This window comes from Streptomyces sp. W1SF4, from assembly GCF_003950035.1.
Classification (GTDB): domain Bacteria; phylum Actinomycetota; class Actinomycetes; order Streptomycetales; family Streptomycetaceae; genus Streptomyces; species Streptomyces racemochromogenes.
In genome coordinates this window covers 5943185-5963087 of the sequence record NZ_CP034350.1, presented here as the reverse complement: position 1 = coordinate 5963087, position 19903 = coordinate 5943185, and the positions used below count along the sequence as shown (strand labels likewise).

19 protein-coding genes and 1 tRNA gene are annotated in these 19903 nt (G+C 76.5%); 10 read left to right on the top strand and 10 right to left on the bottom strand.

Annotated elements, in window-relative coordinates; genetic code table 11:
* Positions 1–80 precede the first annotated feature (80 nt).
* Positions 81–653 (bottom strand): DUF1707 and FHA domain-containing protein, encoded by a 573-nt coding sequence (locus D1J60_RS27855; protein WP_125604699.1) that lies wholly within the window; start codon positions 651–653, stop codon positions 81–83.
* Between the two features lie 135 nt (positions 654–788).
* Here D1J60_RS27855 and treZ point away from each other — a divergent pair, with 135 nt between their 5' ends.
* A complete protein-coding gene (gene treZ, locus D1J60_RS27850; protein WP_125822937.1) occupies positions 789–2540 on the top strand; it encodes a malto-oligosyltrehalose trehalohydrolase in 1752 nt (583 codons plus the stop codon).
* A gap of 22 nt (positions 2541–2562) precedes the next feature.
* Here treZ and D1J60_RS27845 read toward each other — a convergent pair whose 3' ends face one another.
* Both D1J60_RS27845 and D1J60_RS27840 read right to left on the bottom strand, forming a co-directional pair.
* Positions 2563–3714: an aminopeptidase P family protein gene (locus tag D1J60_RS27845; RefSeq protein ID WP_125822936.1), complete on the bottom strand. Its 1152-nt coding sequence runs from the start codon at positions 3712–3714 to the stop codon at positions 2563–2565.
* The gene (locus D1J60_RS27840) at positions 3711–4559 is read right to left on the bottom strand and encodes a LysR family transcriptional regulator (RefSeq protein ID WP_125822935.1); all 849 of its coding nucleotides are present in this window, start codon (positions 4557–4559) and stop codon (positions 3711–3713) included. The genes D1J60_RS27845 and D1J60_RS27840 overlap by 4 nt, the downstream gene beginning before the upstream one ends.
* A gap of 177 nt (positions 4560–4736) precedes the next feature.
* Here D1J60_RS27840 and D1J60_RS27835 point away from each other — a divergent pair, with 177 nt between their 5' ends.
* A complete protein-coding gene (locus tag D1J60_RS27835; protein ID WP_125824217.1) occupies positions 4737–5477 on the top strand; it encodes a hypothetical protein in 741 nt (246 codons plus the stop codon).
* A 74-nt stretch (positions 5478–5551) separates the two neighbouring features.
* A tRNA-His gene (locus tag D1J60_RS27830) sits at positions 5552–5624 on the top strand.
* Positions 5625–5687: 63 nt separating this feature from the next.
* On the opposite strand, the gene D1J60_RS27825 is transcribed toward D1J60_RS27830, so the two are convergent.
* From D1J60_RS27825 to D1J60_RS27810, 4 genes are all read right to left on the bottom strand, one after another.
* Positions 5688–6443 carry an alpha/beta hydrolase gene (locus D1J60_RS27825; protein ID WP_125822934.1) on the bottom strand — a complete coding sequence of 252 codons (756 nt, stop codon included), beginning with the start codon at positions 6441–6443 and terminating at the stop codon, positions 5688–5690.
* 87 nt (positions 6444–6530) lie between these two features.
* On the bottom strand, positions 6531–6869 hold the full coding sequence (locus D1J60_RS27820) for an XRE family transcriptional regulator (RefSeq protein WP_125822933.1): 339 nt from the start codon (positions 6867–6869) through the stop codon (positions 6531–6533).
* Positions 6866–6997 (bottom strand): hypothetical protein, encoded by a 132-nt coding sequence (locus tag D1J60_RS38725; protein WP_277607517.1) that lies wholly within the window; start codon positions 6995–6997, stop codon positions 6866–6868. Before D1J60_RS38725 ends, D1J60_RS27820 begins: the two co-directional genes overlap by 4 nt.
* A 60-nt stretch (positions 6998–7057) precedes the next feature.
* Positions 7058–9118, bottom strand: a complete 2061-nt coding sequence (locus D1J60_RS27810; RefSeq protein WP_125822932.1) for a phospholipase C, phosphocholine-specific — start codon at positions 9116–9118, stop codon at positions 7058–7060.
* A gap of 331 nt (positions 9119–9449) precedes the next feature.
* On the opposite strand from D1J60_RS27810, the gene D1J60_RS27805 reads away from it, so the two are divergent.
* On the top strand, positions 9450–11957 hold the full coding sequence (locus D1J60_RS27805) for a GTPase-associated protein 1-related protein (RefSeq protein WP_125822931.1): 2508 nt from the start codon (positions 9450–9452) through the stop codon (positions 11955–11957).
* On the opposite strand, the gene D1J60_RS27800 is transcribed toward D1J60_RS27805, so the two are convergent.
* Positions 11935–12264 carry a hypothetical protein gene (locus tag D1J60_RS27800; protein ID WP_125822930.1) on the bottom strand — a complete coding sequence of 110 codons (330 nt, stop codon included), beginning with the start codon at positions 12262–12264 and terminating at the stop codon, positions 11935–11937. The two genes, D1J60_RS27805 and D1J60_RS27800, sit on opposite strands and share 23 nt — an antisense overlap.
* A 34-nt stretch (positions 12265–12298) precedes the next feature.
* On the bottom strand, positions 12299–13831 hold the full coding sequence (locus D1J60_RS37450) for a hypothetical protein (protein WP_164720977.1): 1533 nt from the start codon (positions 13829–13831) through the stop codon (positions 12299–12301).
* A 179-nt stretch (positions 13832–14010) separates the two neighbouring features.
* Between D1J60_RS37450 and D1J60_RS27785 the strand changes: the two genes are divergently transcribed.
* The 6 genes from D1J60_RS27785 to D1J60_RS27760 all read left to right on the top strand — a co-directional run bounded on the left by D1J60_RS27785 (position 14011) and on the right by D1J60_RS27760 (position 19508).
* Positions 14011–15033 (top strand): ketoacyl-ACP synthase III, encoded by a 1023-nt coding sequence (locus D1J60_RS27785; protein WP_125822927.1) that lies wholly within the window; start codon positions 14011–14013, stop codon positions 15031–15033.
* On the top strand, positions 15030–15776 hold the full coding sequence (locus D1J60_RS27780; protein WP_241253416.1) for a glycosyltransferase family 2 protein: 747 nt from the start codon (positions 15030–15032) through the stop codon (positions 15774–15776). The genes D1J60_RS27785 and D1J60_RS27780 overlap by 4 nt, the downstream gene beginning before the upstream one ends.
* Positions 15776–17254 (top strand): class I adenylate-forming enzyme family protein, encoded by a 1479-nt coding sequence (locus D1J60_RS27775; RefSeq protein WP_125822926.1) that lies wholly within the window; start codon positions 15776–15778, stop codon positions 17252–17254. The genes D1J60_RS27780 and D1J60_RS27775 overlap by 1 nt, the downstream gene beginning before the upstream one ends.
* Entirely contained in the window at positions 17251–17520 is a 270-nt protein-coding gene (locus D1J60_RS27770) for a hypothetical protein (RefSeq protein ID WP_125822925.1), read from the top strand. The genes D1J60_RS27775 and D1J60_RS27770 overlap by 4 nt, the downstream gene beginning before the upstream one ends.
* Before the next feature lie 378 nt (positions 17521–17898).
* Complete coding sequence (locus D1J60_RS37735; protein WP_206436582.1) at positions 17899–18606, top strand: hypothetical protein; 708 nt, start codon at positions 17899–17901, stop codon at positions 18604–18606.
* Positions 18603–19508: an NAD-dependent epimerase/dehydratase family protein gene (locus D1J60_RS27760; RefSeq protein ID WP_125822924.1), complete on the top strand. Its 906-nt coding sequence runs from the start codon at positions 18603–18605 to the stop codon at positions 19506–19508. Before D1J60_RS37735 ends, D1J60_RS27760 begins: the two co-directional genes overlap by 4 nt.
* Here the strand turns inward: D1J60_RS27760 and msrB are convergent.
* Entirely contained in the window at positions 19489–19896 is a 408-nt protein-coding gene (gene msrB, locus D1J60_RS27755) for a peptide-methionine (R)-S-oxide reductase MsrB (protein WP_125822923.1), read from the bottom strand. The two genes, D1J60_RS27760 and msrB, sit on opposite strands and share 20 nt — an antisense overlap.
* Positions 19897–19903: the final 7 nt, after the last annotated feature.

The window sequence follows — 19903 nt, the reverse complement described above, 5'->3', positions numbered from 1 at the left end:
GGCCCCTGGCCGGGCTCACAGGGGCCCCCGCCCGGCACCGGCCCCGGCCCCGATTGCGCCTCCCCGCCCCGCCGGGCCGGTCAGTCCTGCGAGAGCCGGAAGCTCATCCGGCCGAACCCCACCTGGTCGCCCGGCCGTACGACGGCCGCCCCCGTCACCCGGCGGCCGTTGACGGTGGTGCCGTTGGTCGAGCCGAGGTCCCGCAGCAGCCAGATCCCGTCCCGCATGCTCAGCTCGGCGTGCGCCCGCGAAACGGTCTCGTGGCTCAGGCGCAGCCCGTTGCCCGGGTCGCGGCCGATCCGCAGGGGGCCGGCGGCCGGGTGCGGGAAGAGCAGTCTGGGCAGGCGTTCCACCTGCCAGGCCCTGCGCACTCCGGCGGAGACGGCCGACGCGCGGCCGACCCAGCCGAAGAGCCGGTTGGTCCAGGGGGCTTCGGGGCCGAGCGGGCCCGGACGCGTCTGGAGGTCAGCGAGGAGGGGGGCCAGGTCCTCGGAGCGGCGGGCGACCAGCGCGAGCTCCATGCGCCGCAGGAAGGTGTCGTGCGACAGCTTCCCGAGGGCCGCGCCCTCCCTGAGCTGGCCCAGCGCCCGGTCCCGCTCCGCGTCGGAGAGCCGCGGGGCGGGGTAGGCGGGGAACTCGAAACTGGACGTCACAGGGTGATTGTCGGCCCGTCGGGTGCGGAGTGTCCAGAACTCCCCCGCCCGGCCCGGAATGATGGGCACGATACGGGCACGCTTACGCGGCACGACTACGCATGCCGGCCACCGCCGGAGACGAGGGGACCGTCCGTGCAGTTCGAGGTGTGGGCACCGCTGACAGGCCGGGTCGCCATGCGACTGAACGACACCACCTACGACATGGCCCCGGACCCGGACCCCGGCCGCCGCGGCTGGTGGGTCGTCGAGGCCCCGGCGGCCGACGGCGACCGGTACGGGTTCCGGCTCGGCGACGATCCGGTCGTGCGGCCCGATCCCCGCGGGCGGCGGCTGCCGGACGGTACGGAGGGCCTGTCGGCGGTGGTCGACCTCGCGGCCCTCGCCCCCCGCGTGCCCCCGCCGCACGTGCCGCTGCAGGACGCGGTCCTGTACGAGCTGCACGTCGGCACCTTCACCCCCGAGGGCACCTTCGAGGCCGCGGCGGCCCGCCTGGGGTACCTGGCCGGGCTGGGCGTGACGCACGTGGAGCTGATGCCGGTGTGCCCCTTCCCGGGCCGGCACGGCTGGGGGTACGACGGGGTGGCCCCGTGGGCGGTGCACGAGCCGTACGGGGGCCCGGCGGGTCTGTCGGCCTTCGTGGAGGCCGCGCACGCGGCCGGGCTCGGGGTGGTGCTGGACGTGGTCCTCAACCACCTCGGCCCCTCCGGCAACCACCTCCCGGCCTTCGGCCCGTACTTCACCGACACGCACCGCACGCCCTGGGGTGCGGCGGTGAACCTGGACGCGCCCGGCTCCGACGAGGTCCGCGCGTACCTGATCGGGAGCGCGCTGGCCTGGCTGCGGGACTACCGGATCGACGGGCTGCGGCTGGACGCGGTGCACGCGCTGGCCGACGGGCGGGCGCTGTCATTCCTGGAGGAGCTGGCGGCCGCCGTGGACGGGCTGGCGGCGGAGACGACGCGGCCGCTGTTCCTGATCGCCGAGTCGGACCAGTGCGACCCCCGGCTGACGACCCCGCGCGCGGCCGGCGGGCTGGGGATGCACGCCCAGTGGAACGACGACTTCCACCACGCCCTGCACTGTGCGCTGACCGGTGAATCACAGGGCTACTACGCCGACTTCGCCGAGGCGCCGCTCGGCGCCCTCGCCAAGACCCTGACGCGGGCGTTCTTCCACGACGGCACCTGGTCGTCCTTCCGGGGCCGCACCCACGGCCGGCCGGTGGACCGCCGCCGCACCCCCGCGCACCGCTTCCTCGGCTACACCCAGACCCACGACCAGGTCGGCAACCGGGCGCTGGGCGACCGGCTGGCGGCCTCCTGCTCCCCCGGGCTGCTGGCGTGCGCGGCGGCGCTGGCGTTGACGGGGCCGTTCGTGCCGATGCTGTTCATGGGCGAGGAGTGGGGGGCCGGCACGCCCTGGCAGTACTTCACCGACCACCCCGACCCGGAGCTGGCCGAAGCGGTGCGCAGCGGCCGGCGCCGGGAGTTCGCGGCGCACGGCTGGAAGGCGGAGGAGGTCCCCGACCCGCAGGACCCGGCGACCCGCGACCGGTCCTGCCTGGACTGGGCGGAACCGGAACGGGAGTCGCACGCCTGGCTGCTGGAGTGGTACCGGACCCTGATCCGGCTGCGCCGCACCCACCCGGACCTGCGTGACCCGGACCTGGCCGCGGTCCGGGTGGCGTACGACGAGGAGCGCCGCTGGCTGACGTTCCGCCGGGGGGAGGTGCGGGTGGTGGTGAACCTGTCGACGGAGTCGGTGACGGTGGCGCTGGGCCGCAACGGGGTGCGGGTGCTGGCGGCCTGGGAGCCGGTGGAGCATCCGGGTCCGGACGGGCGGATCCACGTTCCGGGCGAGTCGGCGGTGGTGCTCGGCCCGTAGCCGGTGCCTGCCGGACCACCGCCTACCCGACGATCGCCATCTCGCGCGGGGCGTTGTTCAGGCGGCGGCCCCCGTCCCCGGTGACGGTGACGATGTCCTCGATCCGGACGCCGAACCGGCCGGGCAGGTAGACGCCCGGTTCCACGGAGAAGCACATGCCGGGGACGAGGGGCTGCTCCTCGCCCTCGACCATGTACGGCGGCTCGTGGGTGGTGACGCCGATGCCGTGGCCGGTGCGGTGGACGAAGCGTTCGCCGTAGCCGAACTCGGTGATCACGGCGCGGGCCGCCCGGTCGACGTCCTGGCAGGCCGCGCCGGGCCGGACGGCCGCGAAGCCGGCCTGCTGGGCCTCGCGGACGATGTCGTGGACGCGCTGTTCCTCGGGGGTGGGCTCGCCGACGTGGACGGTGCGGGAGATGTCGGAGCCGTAGCCGTGCTTGAGGCCGCCGAAGTCGAGGACGACCATGTCGCCGTCCCGGATGACGCGTTCGCCGGCCTCGTGGTGCGGGTTGGCGCCGTTGGGGCCGGAGCCGACGACGGTGAAGTCGACCTGGGAGTGGCCGTGGACGCGCAGCAGCCCGGCCAGGTCGGCGGCGACCTCGCTCTCGCGGCGGCCGGCGAAGGGGACGTGGAGGACCTGCGCGTAGGCGGCGTCGGCGGCGGCCGCGGCGGCCGCGAGGCGGGCCAGTTCCCGTTCGTCCTTGACGGCACGGAGCATGGGCAGGGCGTCGGTGAGCGGGCTGTAGGCGGTGGCGGGCAACTCCCTTTGCAGGCCGAGGAGGTGCAGCGCCCAGGTGTTGTCGCTGACGCCGAAGCGGCCGCTGACGTCGAGGAGCGGGGCGGCCACCCGGTAGGGGTCCTTGCCGTCGGTCCACTCGCGCAGGGTCAGGGCGTCCGCGCCGGGTGCCTCCGCGGCGTCGGGGGCTTCCAGGGCGGGCACGACCAGGACGGGGTCCTGGCCGGCGGCGAGGACGAGCAGGGTGAGCCGCTCGGTCTCGGCGGTCGGGCGGTAGCCGGTGAGGTGGGTGAGGTCGGGGCCGGGGGCGATGAGCAGTCCGGCGAGTCCGGCGTCGGCGGCGCTGCGTGCGGCGGCGGCCATCCGGGCGGCGTAGTCGGCGGTGGTGAAGGCCTCGGGCTCGGCGTGGGCGGCCGGGTCGGGTGTCGGTGTGGTCATGAGGGGGATCCTGCCGTGAGCCGTGCGGCGAGGGCAGCGGCCGCGCCGGACGGTCCGGCGGGCGCGACCAGCTCCGTACGGTGTACGAGGCGGGGTGCCGCGAGCGGTACGGCGGTCCCGGCGCGGGCGGCCCCGGCGACGGCGCGGGGCAGCAGGACGAGGCCGTGCCCGGCGGCGGCGAGGGCGCACAGGGCGTGCAGGTCGGTGCCGTCGTAGCGCAGGGCGCGGCGTCCGGTGGTGAGCGGCAGCCCCACGTCCGGGGCGTCGAGCCAGCGCGCGTCGGCGAGGTCGTCGAGCCGGACGGAGTCCCGTGCGGCGAAGGGGTGCCCGGCCGGGAAGAGGACGGCGAGCTCCTCCTCGGCGACGCCGGTGACCCGCAGCGGGGCCACGTCGGGAAGCCGCAGCGGGTCGCTCGGGGCGGCGAGCCCGTCGACGAGCCCGAGGTCGCAGTCGCCGGCGGCGACGGCGGCGGGCACCCGGGACGGGGGCAGGACGCGCAGGGTGACGCCGGTGGCGGGCAGGGCGGCGAGCAGCCGGGGGCCGGCGGCGGCGAGCGGGGAGGCGGCGAGGGTGAGCCGGCCGGGCGGGGCGGCGGCGAGGCGCAGTACGTCGGCGCGGGCGGCGTCGAGGCGCAGCAGCAGCGGCCGGGCGTGTTCCAGGAGGCGGGCGCCGGCCGGGGTGGGGGCGACGGGCCGCCGGGTGAGCAGTTCGGTGCGCAGGTCGGCTTCGAGGGCGGCGATGTGCTGGGAGACGGCGGACTGGGTGTAGCCGAGTTCGCGTGCGGCGGCGGAGAAGGAGGCGAGGCGGGCGACGGCGGTGAAGGTGCGCAGGAGGTGCGGGTCCATGCCCCGCAGGATGCCAGCGCCGCCCGGCGGCGCCGGCCCCGCGCCGCCAAGCAGCGCCGCCCATCAGCGCTGCTTATCGGGCGTGCGGGAACAATCGTTGGCGCTGAAGCGGGACGGGGTCTCAGGATGATCGGCATGACCACCGCACCGGCGCCCCACACCGCGTCCGCAGCCCCGATGACCGTCGCCCGGATCGCCCTCGTCGGCGACCGCTCCCCGCACGTGGAGTCGCACTCCCGCATCCCGCTCCTCCTCGACGCGCTGGCCTCGCGCGAGGGTCTGGTGCTGGACGCCTGCTGGATCCCGACCGCGGAGGCGGAGGCGGCGGCCGCCGCGGGGACCCTGGCCGGGTTCGACGCCGTGTGGGTGCTGCCGGGCAGCCCGTACGCGAGCGAGGCGGGGGCCCTGGCGGCGGTCCGGGTGGCCCGGGAGGAGGGCGTCCCCTTCCTCGGGACGTGCGGCGGCTTCCAGCACGCGCTGCTGGAGTACGCCCGCCACGTGTGCGGGCTGGCGGGGGCGGCGCACGCCGAGAACGACCCCGGGGCGGACGACCCGCTGATCGCGCCGCTGGCCTGTTCGCTGGCGGGGCACGAGGCGCTCGTCCGGGCGGAGCCGGGTTCGCTGGCGGAGTCGGCGCTCGGGGCGGACCGGTCGACGGAGCGCTACCACTGCCACTACGGCCCGGTCGCCCGCCACCTGCCGGTGCTGGCCGCGCACGGGCTGCGGCTGTCGGGCCACGACGAGGACGGCGCGGTGCGGATGGCGGAGCTGCCGGGGCACCCGTTCTTCCTGGCCACGCTCTTCCAGCCGGAGCTGTCGGGGGACGGCTCGCGTCCGCATCCGGTGATCCGGGCGCTGGCCGTCGCGGCGGTGGCGCGGGCCGCGGCGCGTCCGGCCGGTGCCCGGGCCGCCGGATGACCCGTCGCGGGAGCGCCCCGGGGATCGGCTATGCTGTGCATGCACAACGAACGGGTGGTCCGCCGCCCTTCGCGGTGGGTGTAGCTCAGCTGGTAGAGCACCTGGTTGTGGTCCAGGTGGCCGCGGGTTCAAGTCCCGTCACTCACCCTTTCGGTCCCGTAGGGGGTACGAGGTTCGCCTCGTACCCCCTACGGGCTTTCCGGGGTCCGGTCAGCCGCGCAGGAAGGCCTCCACCGCCGTGGCGAAGGCCACCGGGGTCTCGTGGGGCGGGTAGTGGCCGGCGCCGGGGATCGTGACGATCCTGCAGTTCGGGTACGAGGCCTGCCAGGTGGCGCGCATCACTTCGGCCGTCAGGGCCAGGTCGTACTCGCCGACCAGGACGAGCACCGGCACGGTGCTGCCCTTGATCGCGGAGGACAGGTCGCGGGTCTGCCAGTCGGCGAGGTAGGCGGCGAAGGCGTCGGGGCTGGAGACGTCGAGGGAGTGGGCGACCATCCGCTCCAGCCAGTGGCGGCTGACGCGGTTGCCGGTGACCAGGTCGAGGATGGTCCGCCGCTTGTCCGGGTCCTCGGCGGCGCCGTAGAAGAGGGCGTGGGTGGCGTCGTCCATCGGGTACGGCCCGGCGGGGACGGGGGCGAGCCCGATCAGCTTCTCGACGCGCTCGGGGGCGCGGGCCAGGACCTGCTGGGCGGCCTTGCCGCCCATGGAGTGGCCGATCAGGGAGAACGTGTCCCAGCCCAGCTCGTCGGCGAGGGCGAGGACGTCGTCGGCGATCTCGGGGAGGGTGTGGCGGCCGGGGACGTCCCGGCGCTCACCGTAGCCCCGGTAGTCGGGGAAGGCGTACGAGAACCCCTGCGGGTCGAGGTGGTCGAGCACGGAGCCCCAGTTGGCGGAGGTCCCGAACCAGTCGTGCAGCACGATGACGCGGACGGGTCCGGTGCCGATCCGGCGGTGGGCGATGGCCATGCGTTCTCCCTCTGGCGGGGGTGATGGAAACCGACGCCGTAGGTACTGCCCATCCGGCCTACGATCACACCGCCATCCGCCGCCGTGTCAGGCCACGGTGTACTCCGTGTCCCCGAAGTCGGCCACCACCCTCAGACCGCCTCCGAGCGCCTCCACGTAGGAGCGCAGGGTGGCAACCTCCGTCCGGTCGGTCTCGCCGTTCTCGATGGCCGACACCCTGGGGGCGGAAACGCCCATCGTCTCGGCGACGTCCTTCTGGGTCAGGGCCTGCTCCTGGCGGATCTCGGCCAGCCGGTAGGCCCGCACCTCCGCCATGAGCCGGTCCATGGCGGCCTGCTTCTCCGCCGGGGACCGCACCGGCAGGCCCGCCGCCGCCCGGCGCTCGCGCACCTGGCGCTTGGCCTCCTCCCAACCGACACCGCTCATTCGTACTCCCTCGTGTCCAGCTCCCCGATGTGGTCCTGGTAGCGCTTCTCCGCGAGCGGGATGTTGACCTCGTACCACCGCTGCCAGTTTCCGGTCTTGTCGCCGGACAGCCACGCCCACGAAGTCAACGCAAGCGTTAACTTCGTGGGCGTCGAACCGAGGGGGGTTCACCCGTACGGGGTCAGGAGTCAGACGGTCTTGAGCGCCGGGTCCGAGACGCTCGGTGCGCCCGTCTCCACGTGTCCCGCGAAGCGGCGCAGGAAGGTCGCGTCGGCGTCCGAGACCACGGAGACGTCGTACCAGCGGCCCGAGGCGCGCAGGTCGACGGTGTGGGAGACGGTGGCGCCCGGGTTGACCTTGAAGGTCTGGGCGGCGCCGCCGTAGGAGTTGGTCACCGTGAGGTTCACCGCGGCGGCGCCCCCGTTGACCAGGGTCAGGGCCAGGTTGCCGGTGGCGTCCACGTGGCGGGCCGTGACCTCGGGGCCGGCCTTCTTCGCCGGGCCCTTCCAGGTGCGCAGGAAGCCGTTGGGGCCCCAGACCGTGAGGTCGATCTTGTTGCCGGTGGAGCTGCTGGTGCTCCAGGTGTCCGAGAGGGTCTTGCCCGCCTCGACCGTGTAGGGCCAGGGGCCGTCCGTCCGGTTGCCCGAGGTGCTGTGGAAGTGCGCGCCGAGCTTCGGGCCGGAGGCGAAGGTCAGCGTGAACTTGCCGGTGGAGACGGTGCGGGAGCCGTCCACGTACGGGCTGTAGCCCAGCGCGCGGGCCGGCTTGGAGCCCGCCTCCTGCTTGGGCAGGGTGCCGGTCGCCGGCGGCACCGGGTGGTAGGAGGGGTGCGCGTTGTGGTCGGGCGGGAGGTAGCCGGCCGTGGACGGCAGCGCGGCCGGGCTGGCGTCGGCCTGGGTGAAGTCGAAGGCGGAGGTCAGGTCACCGCAGACGGCGCGGCGCCACGGCGAGATGTTCGGCTCCTGCACCCCGAAGCGCTTCTCCATGAAGCGGATCACCGAGGTGTGGTCGAAGGTCTCGGAGCAGACGTAGCCGCCCTTGCTCCACGGCGAGACCACGATCATCGGGACGCGCGGCCCGAGGCCGTACGGGCCCGCCGCGTAGCCGCCGCCCCCGGCGTACAGGTCGCGGGTGACGTCGGCCGTGGACAGGCCCCAGGCCGAGGACGCCGGCGGGTACGGCGGCACGACGTGGTCGAAGAAGCCGTCGTTCTCGTCGTAGGTGATGAAGAAGGCCGTCTTCGCCCACACCGCCGGGTTCGCGGTCAGCGCGTCCAGCACCTGGGAGATGTACCAGGCGCCGAAGTTCACCGGCCAGTTCGGGTGCTCGCTGAAGGCCTCGGGCGCCGCGATCCAGGAGACCTGGGGCAGGGTGCCGTTCAGCACGTCCGCGCGCAGCCGGTCGAAGTAGCCGTCGCCGGCCTTCGCGTTCGTGCCCGTACGGGCCTTCTCGTAGAGGGCGCTGCCCGGCTGGGCGTTGCGGTAGGTGTTGAAGTACAGCAGCGAGTTGTCGCCGTAGTTGCCGCGGAAGGCGTCGCCGATCCAGCCCCAGGAGCCGGCCGCGTTCAGGCCGTCGCCTATGTCCTGGTAGATCTTCCAGGAGACGCCGGCGGCCTCCAGCCGCTCCGGGTAGGTCTTCCAGCCGTAGCCGGCCTCCTGGTTGCCGAGGACCGGGCCGCCGCCGGTGCCGTCGTTGCCCGTGTGGCCCGTCCACATGTAGTAGCGGTTGGGGTCGGTGGCCCCGATGAACGAGCAGTGGTAGGCGTCGCAGACGGTGAAGGCGTCGGCGAGGGCGTAGTGGAACGGGATGTCGTCCCGGGTCATGTACGACATGGTGGTGGCGGTCTTCGCCGGGACCCACTTGTCGTACTTGCCGTTGTTGTAGGCCTGGTGGCCGCCGGCCCAGTCGTGGTTCAGGCCCTCGACGAACTGCATGCCCAGGTCGTTGACCTGCGGGTGGAAGGGGAGGATGTCCTTCGTCCCGTTGGACTGGTGGAAGACCGACTTTCCGTTGTCCTGGAGCACCGGCCGCGGGTCTCCGAAGCCGCGGACGCCCTTCATCGTGCCGAAGTACTGGTCGAAGGACCGGTTCTCCTGCATGAGGACGACGATGTGCTCGATGTCCTGGATGGTTCCGGTGCTGCCCTGCGCCGGGATGGCGGCGGCGCGGGCGATGCTCTCGTTGAGCATCGCGGCGGCCGCCGTGCCGCCGGCTATCTGGAGGAACCTGCGTCGGTTGAGCTCAGCCATGGGTGACGACCTCTAGGGGGGTGAGGGGGGATCGAGGGGCGCCCCAAGGACAGCGGTCCCGGGGTACCGGCCGGAGATCCCCGTCTGACGTCGGGCCGTACAGCGGGCGAACGGAAGCCCCCGCGGACGGAACTCCCGGACGGCCCCGTTGTCTGCTGGAATGGCCTCCACACAGTGCGACGGGGGGACGCGGCGGGATGGCGGGGAACGTGAGGGGGCGTGCCGTGCGCTCCGCTGCCGGTACGGTACGGGCAACCACGGCCCGCACAACAGACCCTGACGTCACGTCAGTTCGGGTCGGGGCGGGATCCGGCCGGGCGGGGGGCCGGGCGTGAACCTCCCCCAGCTGCACTACGCGGGCGGCCCCGAGGGCTCCGGCTTCACCTCCGTCACCCCGGGGGTGGGCGGGGAGCTGCTGCGCGAGGCGGAGCCGCTCCTGCGGTACGAGCCGCCGCTGCGGGCGCCGTCCGCCGGGTTCCCCGAGGCGCTGTCGCTGAGCGTGCTGTCCGACGGGAGCCGGCTGCTGTCGCGCGCGGTGCACACCGGTGCGGGCTTCGACTTCGACTCCGGGTACGGGGGCGGCTCCGCGGCCGGTGCCGGGGACGGGGACGGCTTCCACGCGCACGCCGTGCACCTGCCCGAGCCCGCCGGGGCGGGGCCGGCGCGGCCGCTGCCGGTCACCGCCTGGGGCTCCGCGCAGTGGGAGGAGCGGACCCCGGCGGGCGGGCCGCCCCCGCCGCTGGAGCGGATACCCGCGCCGGGGCGGCACGACCGGGCGGCGCTGGCCGCCTTCGTCGCCGCCCGGGGGCCTTGGCTGGCGGGGTTCTTCGCCGACGTGCGGCGGGCCGTGGAGGAGCCGGACGCCCCGCGCCTGCTGCTGGTGGAGGAGGACAGCGCGGCCGTGGCCCGCTGGGTGATGCTGGCCTGCGGGGTGCTGCCGCACGAGCGGGGACAGTGGCTGACCTTCACCACGTACGCCCGGCGGCCGCTGCTCGCCCCGCAGCGGCTGGTCGGGGTCCTGCCCGGCGACGAGCCGGCGGAGCCGGGGCCGTGGCGCGTGTACGGGGGTGCGGGGGCGGGCACGCCCGGGGAGTGCGGGGACCTGTGGGCGCGGACCGCCGCGGCGGTGTGGCTGGCCGCGCGGCCCGAACTGTTCGCGCGGGTCAGGCGGCTGCCGGCGGAGCCGTACGCGGCGGGCCCGCTGGCCGCGCTGGCCCTGGCCGCCGGAATCCCCCTGGAGCCCGCGGCCCGCGAGGCGGCCGCCGGCTGGGACGGCACGCACGCCGGGCCCGCGGGCTCGAGGACGGTGCCGATACCCGGCGCCGGGGTCCCCGCGGCACAGCCCCCCGAGTCGGCGGCAACCTCCCCGGCACCCAGACCCGGCGCCGGGGCCGCGCCGGAGCACACCGGGACGGCAGTCGCGCCGGAGCCCACGCCGGAGCCCACGGCGGGGCCCACGCCGGAGCCCACGGCGGGGCCCACGGCGGAGCCCGCCGACTCCACGGGTACCGGCGGCACCGGGGCCACCGGAGCCGGGACGGCAGTCGCGGCGGGGCCCACGGCGGGGCGCGGCGACACCACGGGTACCGGGGCCACCGGAGCCGGGACGGCAGTAGCGCCGGAGCCCGGGCCGGGGTGCGCCCCGGCGTCCGGCGATGCCGGGGCCTGCGCGGCGGAGGCCGCCGGGCCCCGAGTCGGGCCGGCACCCGGGGCGGGGGCGCCGACCCCGGGCGGTGGGGAGGGGCTGCCCGAGGTGGCGCGGCGGCTGGCGCATGCGCTGGTCAGCGATCCGGAGCGGGCGTACGGGCCGCGGGAGCGGGAGTCGCTGGCGCAGGTGCCCGCGCTGCGGGCGCTCGTGCTCGACCGGCTGGACGCGCTCGCCGCGGGCGATCCCGCCGCTGGGGCCCGGTTGTTCGAGCGGACCGGGCTGCGGCTGGGCGCGGCGGAGGCGCTGCCGCACCTGCGGATGTGCGCCCGGGCGGCGCAGGCGGGTCCGGACGCCGGCGCGGACCGGGTCCGCGTACTGGAGGCCCTGCTGCGGGAGTCCGGGGTCTCCCTGTACGCCGAGCCGCTCGTGCTGCGCACCGGGATGCGGCTGGTCTGGGCCGGGCAGCCGCCCGAGGCGGCCGAGGCCGGGCTGCTGCTGGCGACGACGGGTGCCGCCGTGCACCGGGACGCCGGGACCTGGGAGCTGCTCGCCCGCGCCGCGGCGGCGGCGCCCGCCGGGGACGGGGCGGCGGCGGACCTGGCGGCGGAGCTGCTGCGGCACTTCGGGGCGGAGCTGCCGGACGGGCAGCGGCCCGCGCTGCTGCTGTGGGAACTGGTCCGGGACCTGCGCGCGGGCGGCCCCGCCGGGGAGGGGCTGCGCCGCGCCCTGGACCTGGGGGCCCTGGCCGCCGGGGAAGCCGCCCGGGAGGCCGCGTACGCGGCGGTGGCAGGGCGGCTGCTCGCGCAGGACGGGCCCGATGAGCCGGCCCTGAGGGCCCTGGCGGGCAGCGAGGACCCCGCGCTGCTGGCCGCGTACCGGCAGGCCGCCCGCTCCGCCCCGGTCGCCGAGCTGCTACGGGGCGACCCGGGCTACCTCGCGTCCTGCTACGCCGCCTGGTCGGCGCAGCCGCAGGCCGGGCCGCTGTGGCGGGAAACGCGTACGGAGCTGCTCGAAGGGGTGCTGCGGCCGCTCGTACGGGAGCTGCCGGCGGCGCACCTGGCGGCGGCCGGCCGGGAGCTGGCCCGCCACGACGCCCACCGGGCCCGGGAGTTCCACGCCTGGCGGGGCCCGTCCGCCGCCGGCCGGCTGCGCGGCGCCCTGCGGGGGCTCATCCCCCGAGCAGGGCGCTGATCTGCTGGGCGAGGGCCAGGCCGACGCTGCCGGCGCCCAGGCCGAGGGTGATGGTCTCCAGGCTGCGCCGGACCAGTCCCGGTTCGGGGGCGCGCCGCTCCCGGCCGGCCTCCTCCAGTTCGCCGCGCAGGGTGTGCGCTGCGTCGAGGCGTTCGGGGCCGGCGTCCCGGTCGGTGAGCCACCGGGCGAGTTCGGCGGCCAGCCGCAGGACCCGGGCGGCGTCGTCCTCGGGCCCGATGTTGATCACGCCGTGGTCGCCGTAGTTCCCGGGGCCGTTGACGTTCCCGTGGAAGTGGTACGTGCCCATGCGGGGCTCCTCGTCCAGTGTCGGAAGCAGGGGTTCAGGGCTTGGCGGGCGCCGGGGCGGGGCCGCCGCCGGGGGCCGGGGACGGGCCGGGCCTGGCCGGGCCCGTCAGCGGGCCGGGGGCGGAGATGTTCACCGTGCCGCCCGCCCCGAAGTTGCCGGCCCCGTTGACGGGACCCTGGAAGGTGTAGTTGTGGTGGTTGATGACCTGCCGGGCTTCCTCGAAGGAGCTGGTGTCGACGTTGTGGGCCTTCAGGAACCGCTCGGTCGCGATGAGCACGCCCTGCTGGAGGCGTTGGAAGAAGTCCACCGCGTCGGTCTGCTCGGTGAACCCCATCCGCTCCCAGTCGCCGGCCCGTTCGCGGATCCCGCCGGTGGCCCCGTAGTCGAACTCGGTGTGTCTCCGGCCGATGACCCAGCGCCAGTAGCGCAGCCGGCCCCGGCGCAGGACCCGCTGCCGGCCCCCGCGCAGCAGCCGGACCGGGGCCTTGAACAGCAGGGGCGGCAAGCGGCGGGTGCCGGCGGCGAGGAGGGTGGACCAGCGGCCGACGGGGTCCAGCCGGAGCGTGCGCACGGCCTCGAACTCCTCCCGCAGCGGCGGGACGACGTAGGCGGCCAGCTCCCAGGTGAGGCTCGGGTGCTGGAGCCGGGCCCGCAGGTGCATGGAGACGATGACCCGGCCGCCCTCGCCGGCGCGTTCCATGCAGAGGTACGTGCGCATGCCCGCGCCGGGCCGGGCCAGGGCCGCCCGCACCAGCTCCTGCGGGACGACCGGCCGCGGCGCCCGCAGCCGGTCGGGCAGCAGTTCGGGGCCCGCGTAGCCGACCCGGGTGCCGAGCACGTACAACCGGTCCTGCGTGCGCAGCCCCTCCAGGCCGGCGATGGTGCCCATCTGCCCGGCGACGAACTCGTGCAGCTCGACCACGTCGAAGGGGACGATCTCCGGCGGCGGCCCGCCCTCGGGGCCGGCCGCGGGCGTGCCGACGTCGATGGGCTGCCAGACCCGCTCCACGACGGCCTTGCCGCTGCCGACGAACGGGGTGTCGTGCCCCGCGGCCTCGTGGTACGGCACGGCGTTGGCCCGCTCCTGTTCGCGCAGCGCGTCCTCGACCGCCGGGTCGAGCGGCGGGACCAGCCCGCCGGGGTAGCCCTTGGTGCCGATCACCCGCAGGGCCATGGTCCGCGCCCGGTGCTCGGCGGCCAGCACCAGCAGCCAGGCGCCGAGGACCCCGCCCACGAGCGCGAAGCGGGAGAGGCCCAGCAGCAGGTCGGGCCGGTCGACGAAGCGCGCCCAGACGCGCAGTGCGACGCCGCCCGCCACCGTGGCGAGGAGGCCCGTCAGCAGGACGTCGCGCAGGAGGGCGCGGCGCGTCGCGGCGCGGGCGTGGCGGGCGACGGCGACCAGGTCGAGGCCCAGGGCCGGGCCGAGGGCCACCAGCCGGTCCCCGGTCAGTTCCACCGCCGTCTCGTGCGCGAACGCCTCGTCCAGGTGCGCGGCCGCGCTCAGCAGCCGGTTGGTGGCGTCGTCCCCGTAGGTGACGAGTCCGGGTAAGGCTCTGCCGTCCGCCATGTTCCCTCCCCCGTGGGTGTGGCCGGTCGGACCACGATACGGGGAGCCGTGCCCGGTGTCCCCGGTTCGGACGGCGCGTTGTCCCGGGTAGCCGGACGGGGGTGCTACTCAGCGTCCCCGCAAGGGAACTGAGCATCCGTACTCAGGCCGGGGCGCGGGCGGGGCGCGATCGTGGGGGCATGCTCATACAGTCTGGTGATCCGAAGCCGCGCGTCGGCATAACCGCCGTCGGCAGCCTGCTGCCCGAGGGCGTGCTGTCCTCCGACGAGCTCCAGCGGGAGGTGGCCCGGCGCAGCGGCCTGGCGCTGCCCGCACGGCTCCTGACGCAGGCCACCGGGATCGTCTCGCGCAGGGTCGCCGCCCCCGGGGTGTACGCGTCGACGCTCGCGGTGGGTGCGGCGCGCCGGGCGCTGGAGTCGGCCGGGCTCGGCCCGCTGGACGTGGACCTGCTGGTCTTCGCCTCGGCCTCGCGGGACCTGGTGGAGCCGGCGACCGCGCACATCGTGCAGGCCGAACTGGGTTCCAGGGCGCACGCGGTGGACGTGACCAACGCCTGCAACAGCTTCGTCAACGGGATCGACCTGGCCCGCAGCGCGGTCCTGGCCGGGCGGGCCCGGCGGGCGCTGGTGGTCACCGGGGAGACGCCGAGCCGGGCGGTGCGCATGGACCCGGCGGACTACGCGGAGTTCCGCGGCGGTTTCGCCGGCTACACGTTCGGCGACGCGGGCGCGGCCGTCCTGCTGGAGGAGGTGGGGCGCGGCGGGATCCTGGACGTGGACAGTGAGACGCATTCCGAGCACTGGGAGGTCGGGGGCATCCCGGGCGGCGGCTCGCGGCACCCGCGCGGGGACGCGTACACGTATTTCCAGGGGGACGGGCACGAGCTGCGCGGCGTGTTCGAGAAGGTGGGGACGGCGGTCATCGACCGGACGCTGCACCGGACGGGCATGGACTGGGACGGTTTCGCGAAGGTGCTGGTGCACCAGGTGACGGTGCCGTACCTGGAGCGGTTCGCGGAGCTGACCGGGGTGCCGGCGCGGAAGCTGGTGGTGACGGTGCCGGAGCTGGGGAACGTGGCGAGCGCGAGCATCGGGGTGCAGCTGGAGCGGGTCTTCCCGGGGCTGGCGGCCGGGGAGCGGGTGCTGTTCGTGGGGCTGGGCGGCGGGATCAGCATCATGACGATGGTCTGGGAGAAGTCGTGAGCACGCCGATGTGGGTGGTGGTGCCGGCGCACGAGGAGGAGGCGCGGCTCGCCGGGACCCTGCGGGCGCTGGCCGCGCAGCGGGACCGGGACTTCACGCTGCTGGTGGTGGACAACGCCTCGGCGGACGGTACGGGCGCCGTCGCGCGGGAGTTCGCGGCGCGGGCGCCGTTCCCGGTGGAGGTGATCGAGGAACCGGAGAAGGGGGTCGGCTCGGCGGTGGACACCGGCTTCCGGTACGCCATCGCGCGGGGTGCGGTGCTGCTGGCGCGGACGGACGCGGACTGCCTGCCGCGGCCCGGCTGGACGGGTGCGGCGCGGGCCGCGCTGCGGGTGCGGCCGGGGCTGGTGTGCGGGCGGGTCACGGCCCGGCGCGACGAGCACGGGCCGCTGGGGCGGGCCGGATTCGCCGGGCTGGTGGGGGTGGCCGCGCTGTTCGGGCGGCTGCGGCCGGAGCACGCCCGGCGGCACGGCTTCCGGGCGCCGTACCGGATGCACGCGGGGAACAACATGGCGATCACCGCCGAGCTGTACCTGGCCGTGGGCGGGATGCCGCGGCGGCCCTCGCCGACGGACCGGCTGTTCCTGAACGCGGTCCGCCGCCACACCGACCGGATCTCCCGCTGCCGGGGCATGGTCGTGGAGAACTCCACGCGCCGGCTGCGCGCGTACGGCCTCGCCGGGACCGCCCGCTGGTACCTCGACCAGGGCAGCGGCACGCACGGAACGGACGACCCCCGCTGATGCTGGACCGACTCGACAAGGCGCTGCGGGCCCGGCCCGAGCGGCCCGCCGTGCTCTGCGCGACCCGTTCGGGCGGCACCCGGGTGCGTGCCACCCGGGGTGAACTCGCCGCACTGGCCGACGACTTCGCCGCCGCGCTGCACGCGCGGGGGCTGCGCGCCGGGGACACCGTGGGAGTGGCCGTACGGCCCGGGCCGCGCGCCCTGGCGGTGCTGCTGGCGCTGTGGCGGCTGGGGCTGCGCGGTGCGGTGCTGGACCCGGGCGCGGGGGCGGAGGTGCTGCGGGCCCGGCTGGCGCTGGCGCGGCCGGCGCTGGTGCTGGCGGACGGCGCCGCGCAGGCGGTGGCGGGATGGGCCCGGCCGCTGGCCCGGCGGGCGGCGCTGGAGCTGCCGGAGCTGGCTTCGCTGGGGCCGGTGGCCACGGTGGGGCCCCGGCTGCCGGGGTGCGCGCCGGCGCTGGAGCGGGGGGTGTCCCGGGCGGGGGTGCCGGCGGGGTACGACGCGGACGGAGACGCGGTGATCGTGTTCACCTCCGGGACCACCTCGCGGCCCCGGGCCGTGGTGCACACCCGGGCGGGGCTGGCCGCCGGGATGGAGACGGTGTCGCGGCTGTTCGCCGGCGGCGGCGAGGGGCCCGTGCTGGGCGGGACCTTCTTCGTCCTGGTGCCCTCGCTGGCACACGGGGCGCCGGTGGCGCTGCCGGCCCGCTCCCCCGCGACGCTGGCCCGGCAGCTGGCGCGGCTGGCGCCGCGGGACACCTATCTGACGCCGCCGCAGCTGCGGGACGCGCTCGGCGCGGGGGCCAGGTTCGGCGGCCGGGTCTGGACGGGGTCGGCTCCGGCGGGCGCCGGCCTGCTGGGGCGGGTCCGGGAGGCGGGCGCGGACCAGGCGTGGGGGGTGTACGCGCTGACCGAGCTGTTCCCGGCGGCTGCGGTGGAGTCCCGGGAGAAGGCCGCCTTCGAGGGGGCGGGGGACCTGGTGGGCGCCCCGCTGCCCGGGGTGCGGGCCGCGGTGGACGCGGACGGCCAGCTGCTGCTGACCGGGCCCGCGGCCCGGGACCGCTACCTGGGCGAGGAGCCGGATCCGTGGGTGGCGACGGGGGACCGGGCGCGTCTGGACGGGTCCGGCCGGATCGTGCTGGAGGGCCGCTGCAAGGACATGGTGCTGCGCCGGGCGGAGAACATCTACCCGGGCCTGTACGAGTCGGCCCTGCACGTGCCGGGGGTGGAGCTGGGCGTGCTCGTCGGGATCCCGGCGGGCGACGGGGACGAGCGGCTGGTGGCGGTGGTCCAGCCGCAGCCCGGTGTCCCCGAACCGGCCCTGCGGGCCGCGCTGTCGGAGCCGCTGCGGCGGATGGGCACGGCCCGGCCGGACGCGCTGCTGTTCGCGGACATCCCGCTGTCGGGGCGCTCGCGCAAACCGGACCGGGCGGCGGTGTCGGCGCTGGCGGCGGCCCGGCTGGGCAGGGGGGTGCGGTGAGCCTGTGGGTGGTGGTCCCCGCGTACGACGAGGAGGCCTCCATCGGGGGGACGCCGGCCGCGCGGGAGGACACCTGCGGAGGGGCGCCGCGGGAGCGGCTGGAAGGGGGCTCGGAGGACGTCACCCCGCTCGACCGGGCCCCCGAGCACCTGGTGGTGCAGAGCAGCCTGCGGCGGCTGCGTTCCCGGGGTGCGCGGCGCACCCCGCTCTGGTACGGGGACCGGCGTTACCGGCCGGCCGACACGAAAGAGGTTCACGTCCGATGACCAGCTCCGCCCAGGCCCGGGCCCGCCGGCGCGACCGCCGGGTCTACCTGCGCAGCCACCCGCTGCTGTTCGGGCTGCTCGCCGCCACGCGGGGGCGGGCCGCGCGCCGGATCGGGGGCACGGTGCTGGTGCACGACGCCGCCGCCTACCGGGAGGCGCTGACCGGGATCCCGCTGGACCGGACGGCGGCCGGGACCACGGGCGGGGCCGCGCGGGAGGCGCTGCGCGGGGCCGGCGGGGTGCTGTTCGACCAGGAGGGCGGCGGGCACCGGGCGGGCCGGCGTTCGCTGGCGGAGGGGCTCGGCGCTGCCGGGGTGGCGGAGCTGCGGGCGGTGTGGCGGCCGCTGCTGGTGCGGGGGGTGGCGCCGCTGGGCCGGGGTGCGGAGGTGGACGTGGTGGCGCTGGCGCGGGAGCTGGCCGGGTCGGTGGCGGGCGCTGCTGGGCTGTGCGGCCGGGCCGCTGGTGCTGGCTCAGGCGGCTTCGGCGGCCGCGGCGGCCTCGGTGCGCGGCCACCTGCCGGGCCCGCCGCGGCCCGGGGCGGCGGCAGCGGCGGCCCGGGCGGCGGAGCGGCTGCGGGGGGTGCTGGGCGGCGGGGACGCCCTGGACGCGATGGTGGCGGTGGCCGCGGTGAACACCACCGTGGCGGCGGTGCCCCGGGCGGTCGCCTGGTGCGCGGACGCCGGGCTGTGGGGGCAGGCCGCGGACGCGGGGCTGCGGCCCCGGCTGGCGCGTGAGCTGCTGCGGGTCACGGCGGCCTCGCCGGTGCTGCCCCGGGTCGCGGCGGGGGCGGGGACGGTGGGGGGCTGCCCGGTGCGGGGCGGGGACCGGCTGCTGCTGGTGGCCCGGCACGCGGCGGGGGCGCACCGGCGCGACCCGGACGGGCGGGATCCGGCGGGGGCGGGGGTGGCGCGGCTGGTGTTCGGGGCGGGGCCGCACGTGTGCCCGGGGGCCCGGCTGGCGACCGTGCTGCTGGAGGACGTGCTGGAGGCGCTGGCCGGGTACCGGCCGGTGGTGGCGCGTTGCCGGGTGGACCGTCGCGCGGCCCTGCCGGGCTGGCGGGTGCTGACGGTGAGGGCGGCCTCGTGACGACGGTCGCGGTCACGGGGGCGAGCGGCTTCTGCGGCGGGCACGTGGCCCGTGCGGCGGCCGCGGCCGGGCACCGGGTCGTCTGTCTGGGGCGGCGGCGGGGGCCGGTGGGCGGGAACCGGTTCTGGGACGCGGCGGCGGCCGGGCCGGACCTGTCGGGGGTGGACCTGGTCGTCCACTGCGCGGCGGCGGTGGGCGATCCCGCGCCGGGCTCGCGGGCGGAGGCGGCGATGCGGGCCGTCAACGTGGACGGGACGGCCCGGCTGCTGGACGCGGCGGCCGGCCGGCCGGTGGTGTGGGTGAGCAGCGCGAGCGTCTACGACCCGCGCCCGGACCGGGCCCGGGTCACGGAGGAGCATCCGCGCGGGAACCAGCTGAACGCCTACGGCCGTACGAAGGCGGAGGGCGAGGCCCTGGCCCTGGCGGCGGGGGCGGTGGTGCTGCGTCCGAGGGCCGTCTACGGGCCGGGCGACACCCAGCTCCTGCCGCGCCTGCTGTCGCGGGTGCGGGCGGGCACCCTGCTGCTGCCGGGTCCGGACGTGCGGCTGAGCCTGACGGCGGTGGAGAACCTGGCGGACGCCTGCCTGGCGGCGCCGGGCTGGGCGCCGGGCGCGTACAACGTGGCGGACGCGGCCCCGTACTCCCGGGACGCGGCGGTCACGGCGGTGCTGCGCGCCCACGGGGTCCGGGCGCGGATCAGGCACCTGCCCCTCCCGCTGGCGGGGGCGGCGGCCCGTGCGGCGCAGGCGCTGTCCCGGCTGACCGGCGCCGAGCCGGCGCTGAGCCGGTACGCGGTGGACCAGCTGGCGCACCCGGTGGTGCTGGACCTGGCCAGGGCCCGCGCGCGGGGCTGGATCCCGCGGCGGACCCTGGAGGACTACCTCAGCTCCCGGCCGGCGTGAGCCGCAGGGAGATGCTGTTGATGCAGTACCGCTGGTCGGTGGGCGTCGGGTAGCCCTCGCCCTCGAAGACGTGTCCGAGGTGGGAGCCGCACGTCGCGCAGAGGACCTCGGTGCGGACCATGCCGTGCGAGGTGTCGGCGCGCAGTTCGACGGCGTCGGTGTCCTTCGGGTCGTAGAAGGACGGCCAGCCGCAGTGCGACTCGAACTTCTCCGAGGAGCGGAAGAGCTCGGCGCCGCAGCCGCGGCAGGAGTAGACGCCCTCCGTCTTGGTGTCGGTGTACTCGCCGCGGAAGGCGGGCTCGGTGCCGGCGAGGCGCAGCACCTGGTACTCGGACGGGGTCAGCTCCGCCTGCCACTGCTCGTCCGTCTTCTGGACCTCGTACGCCATGACGCTC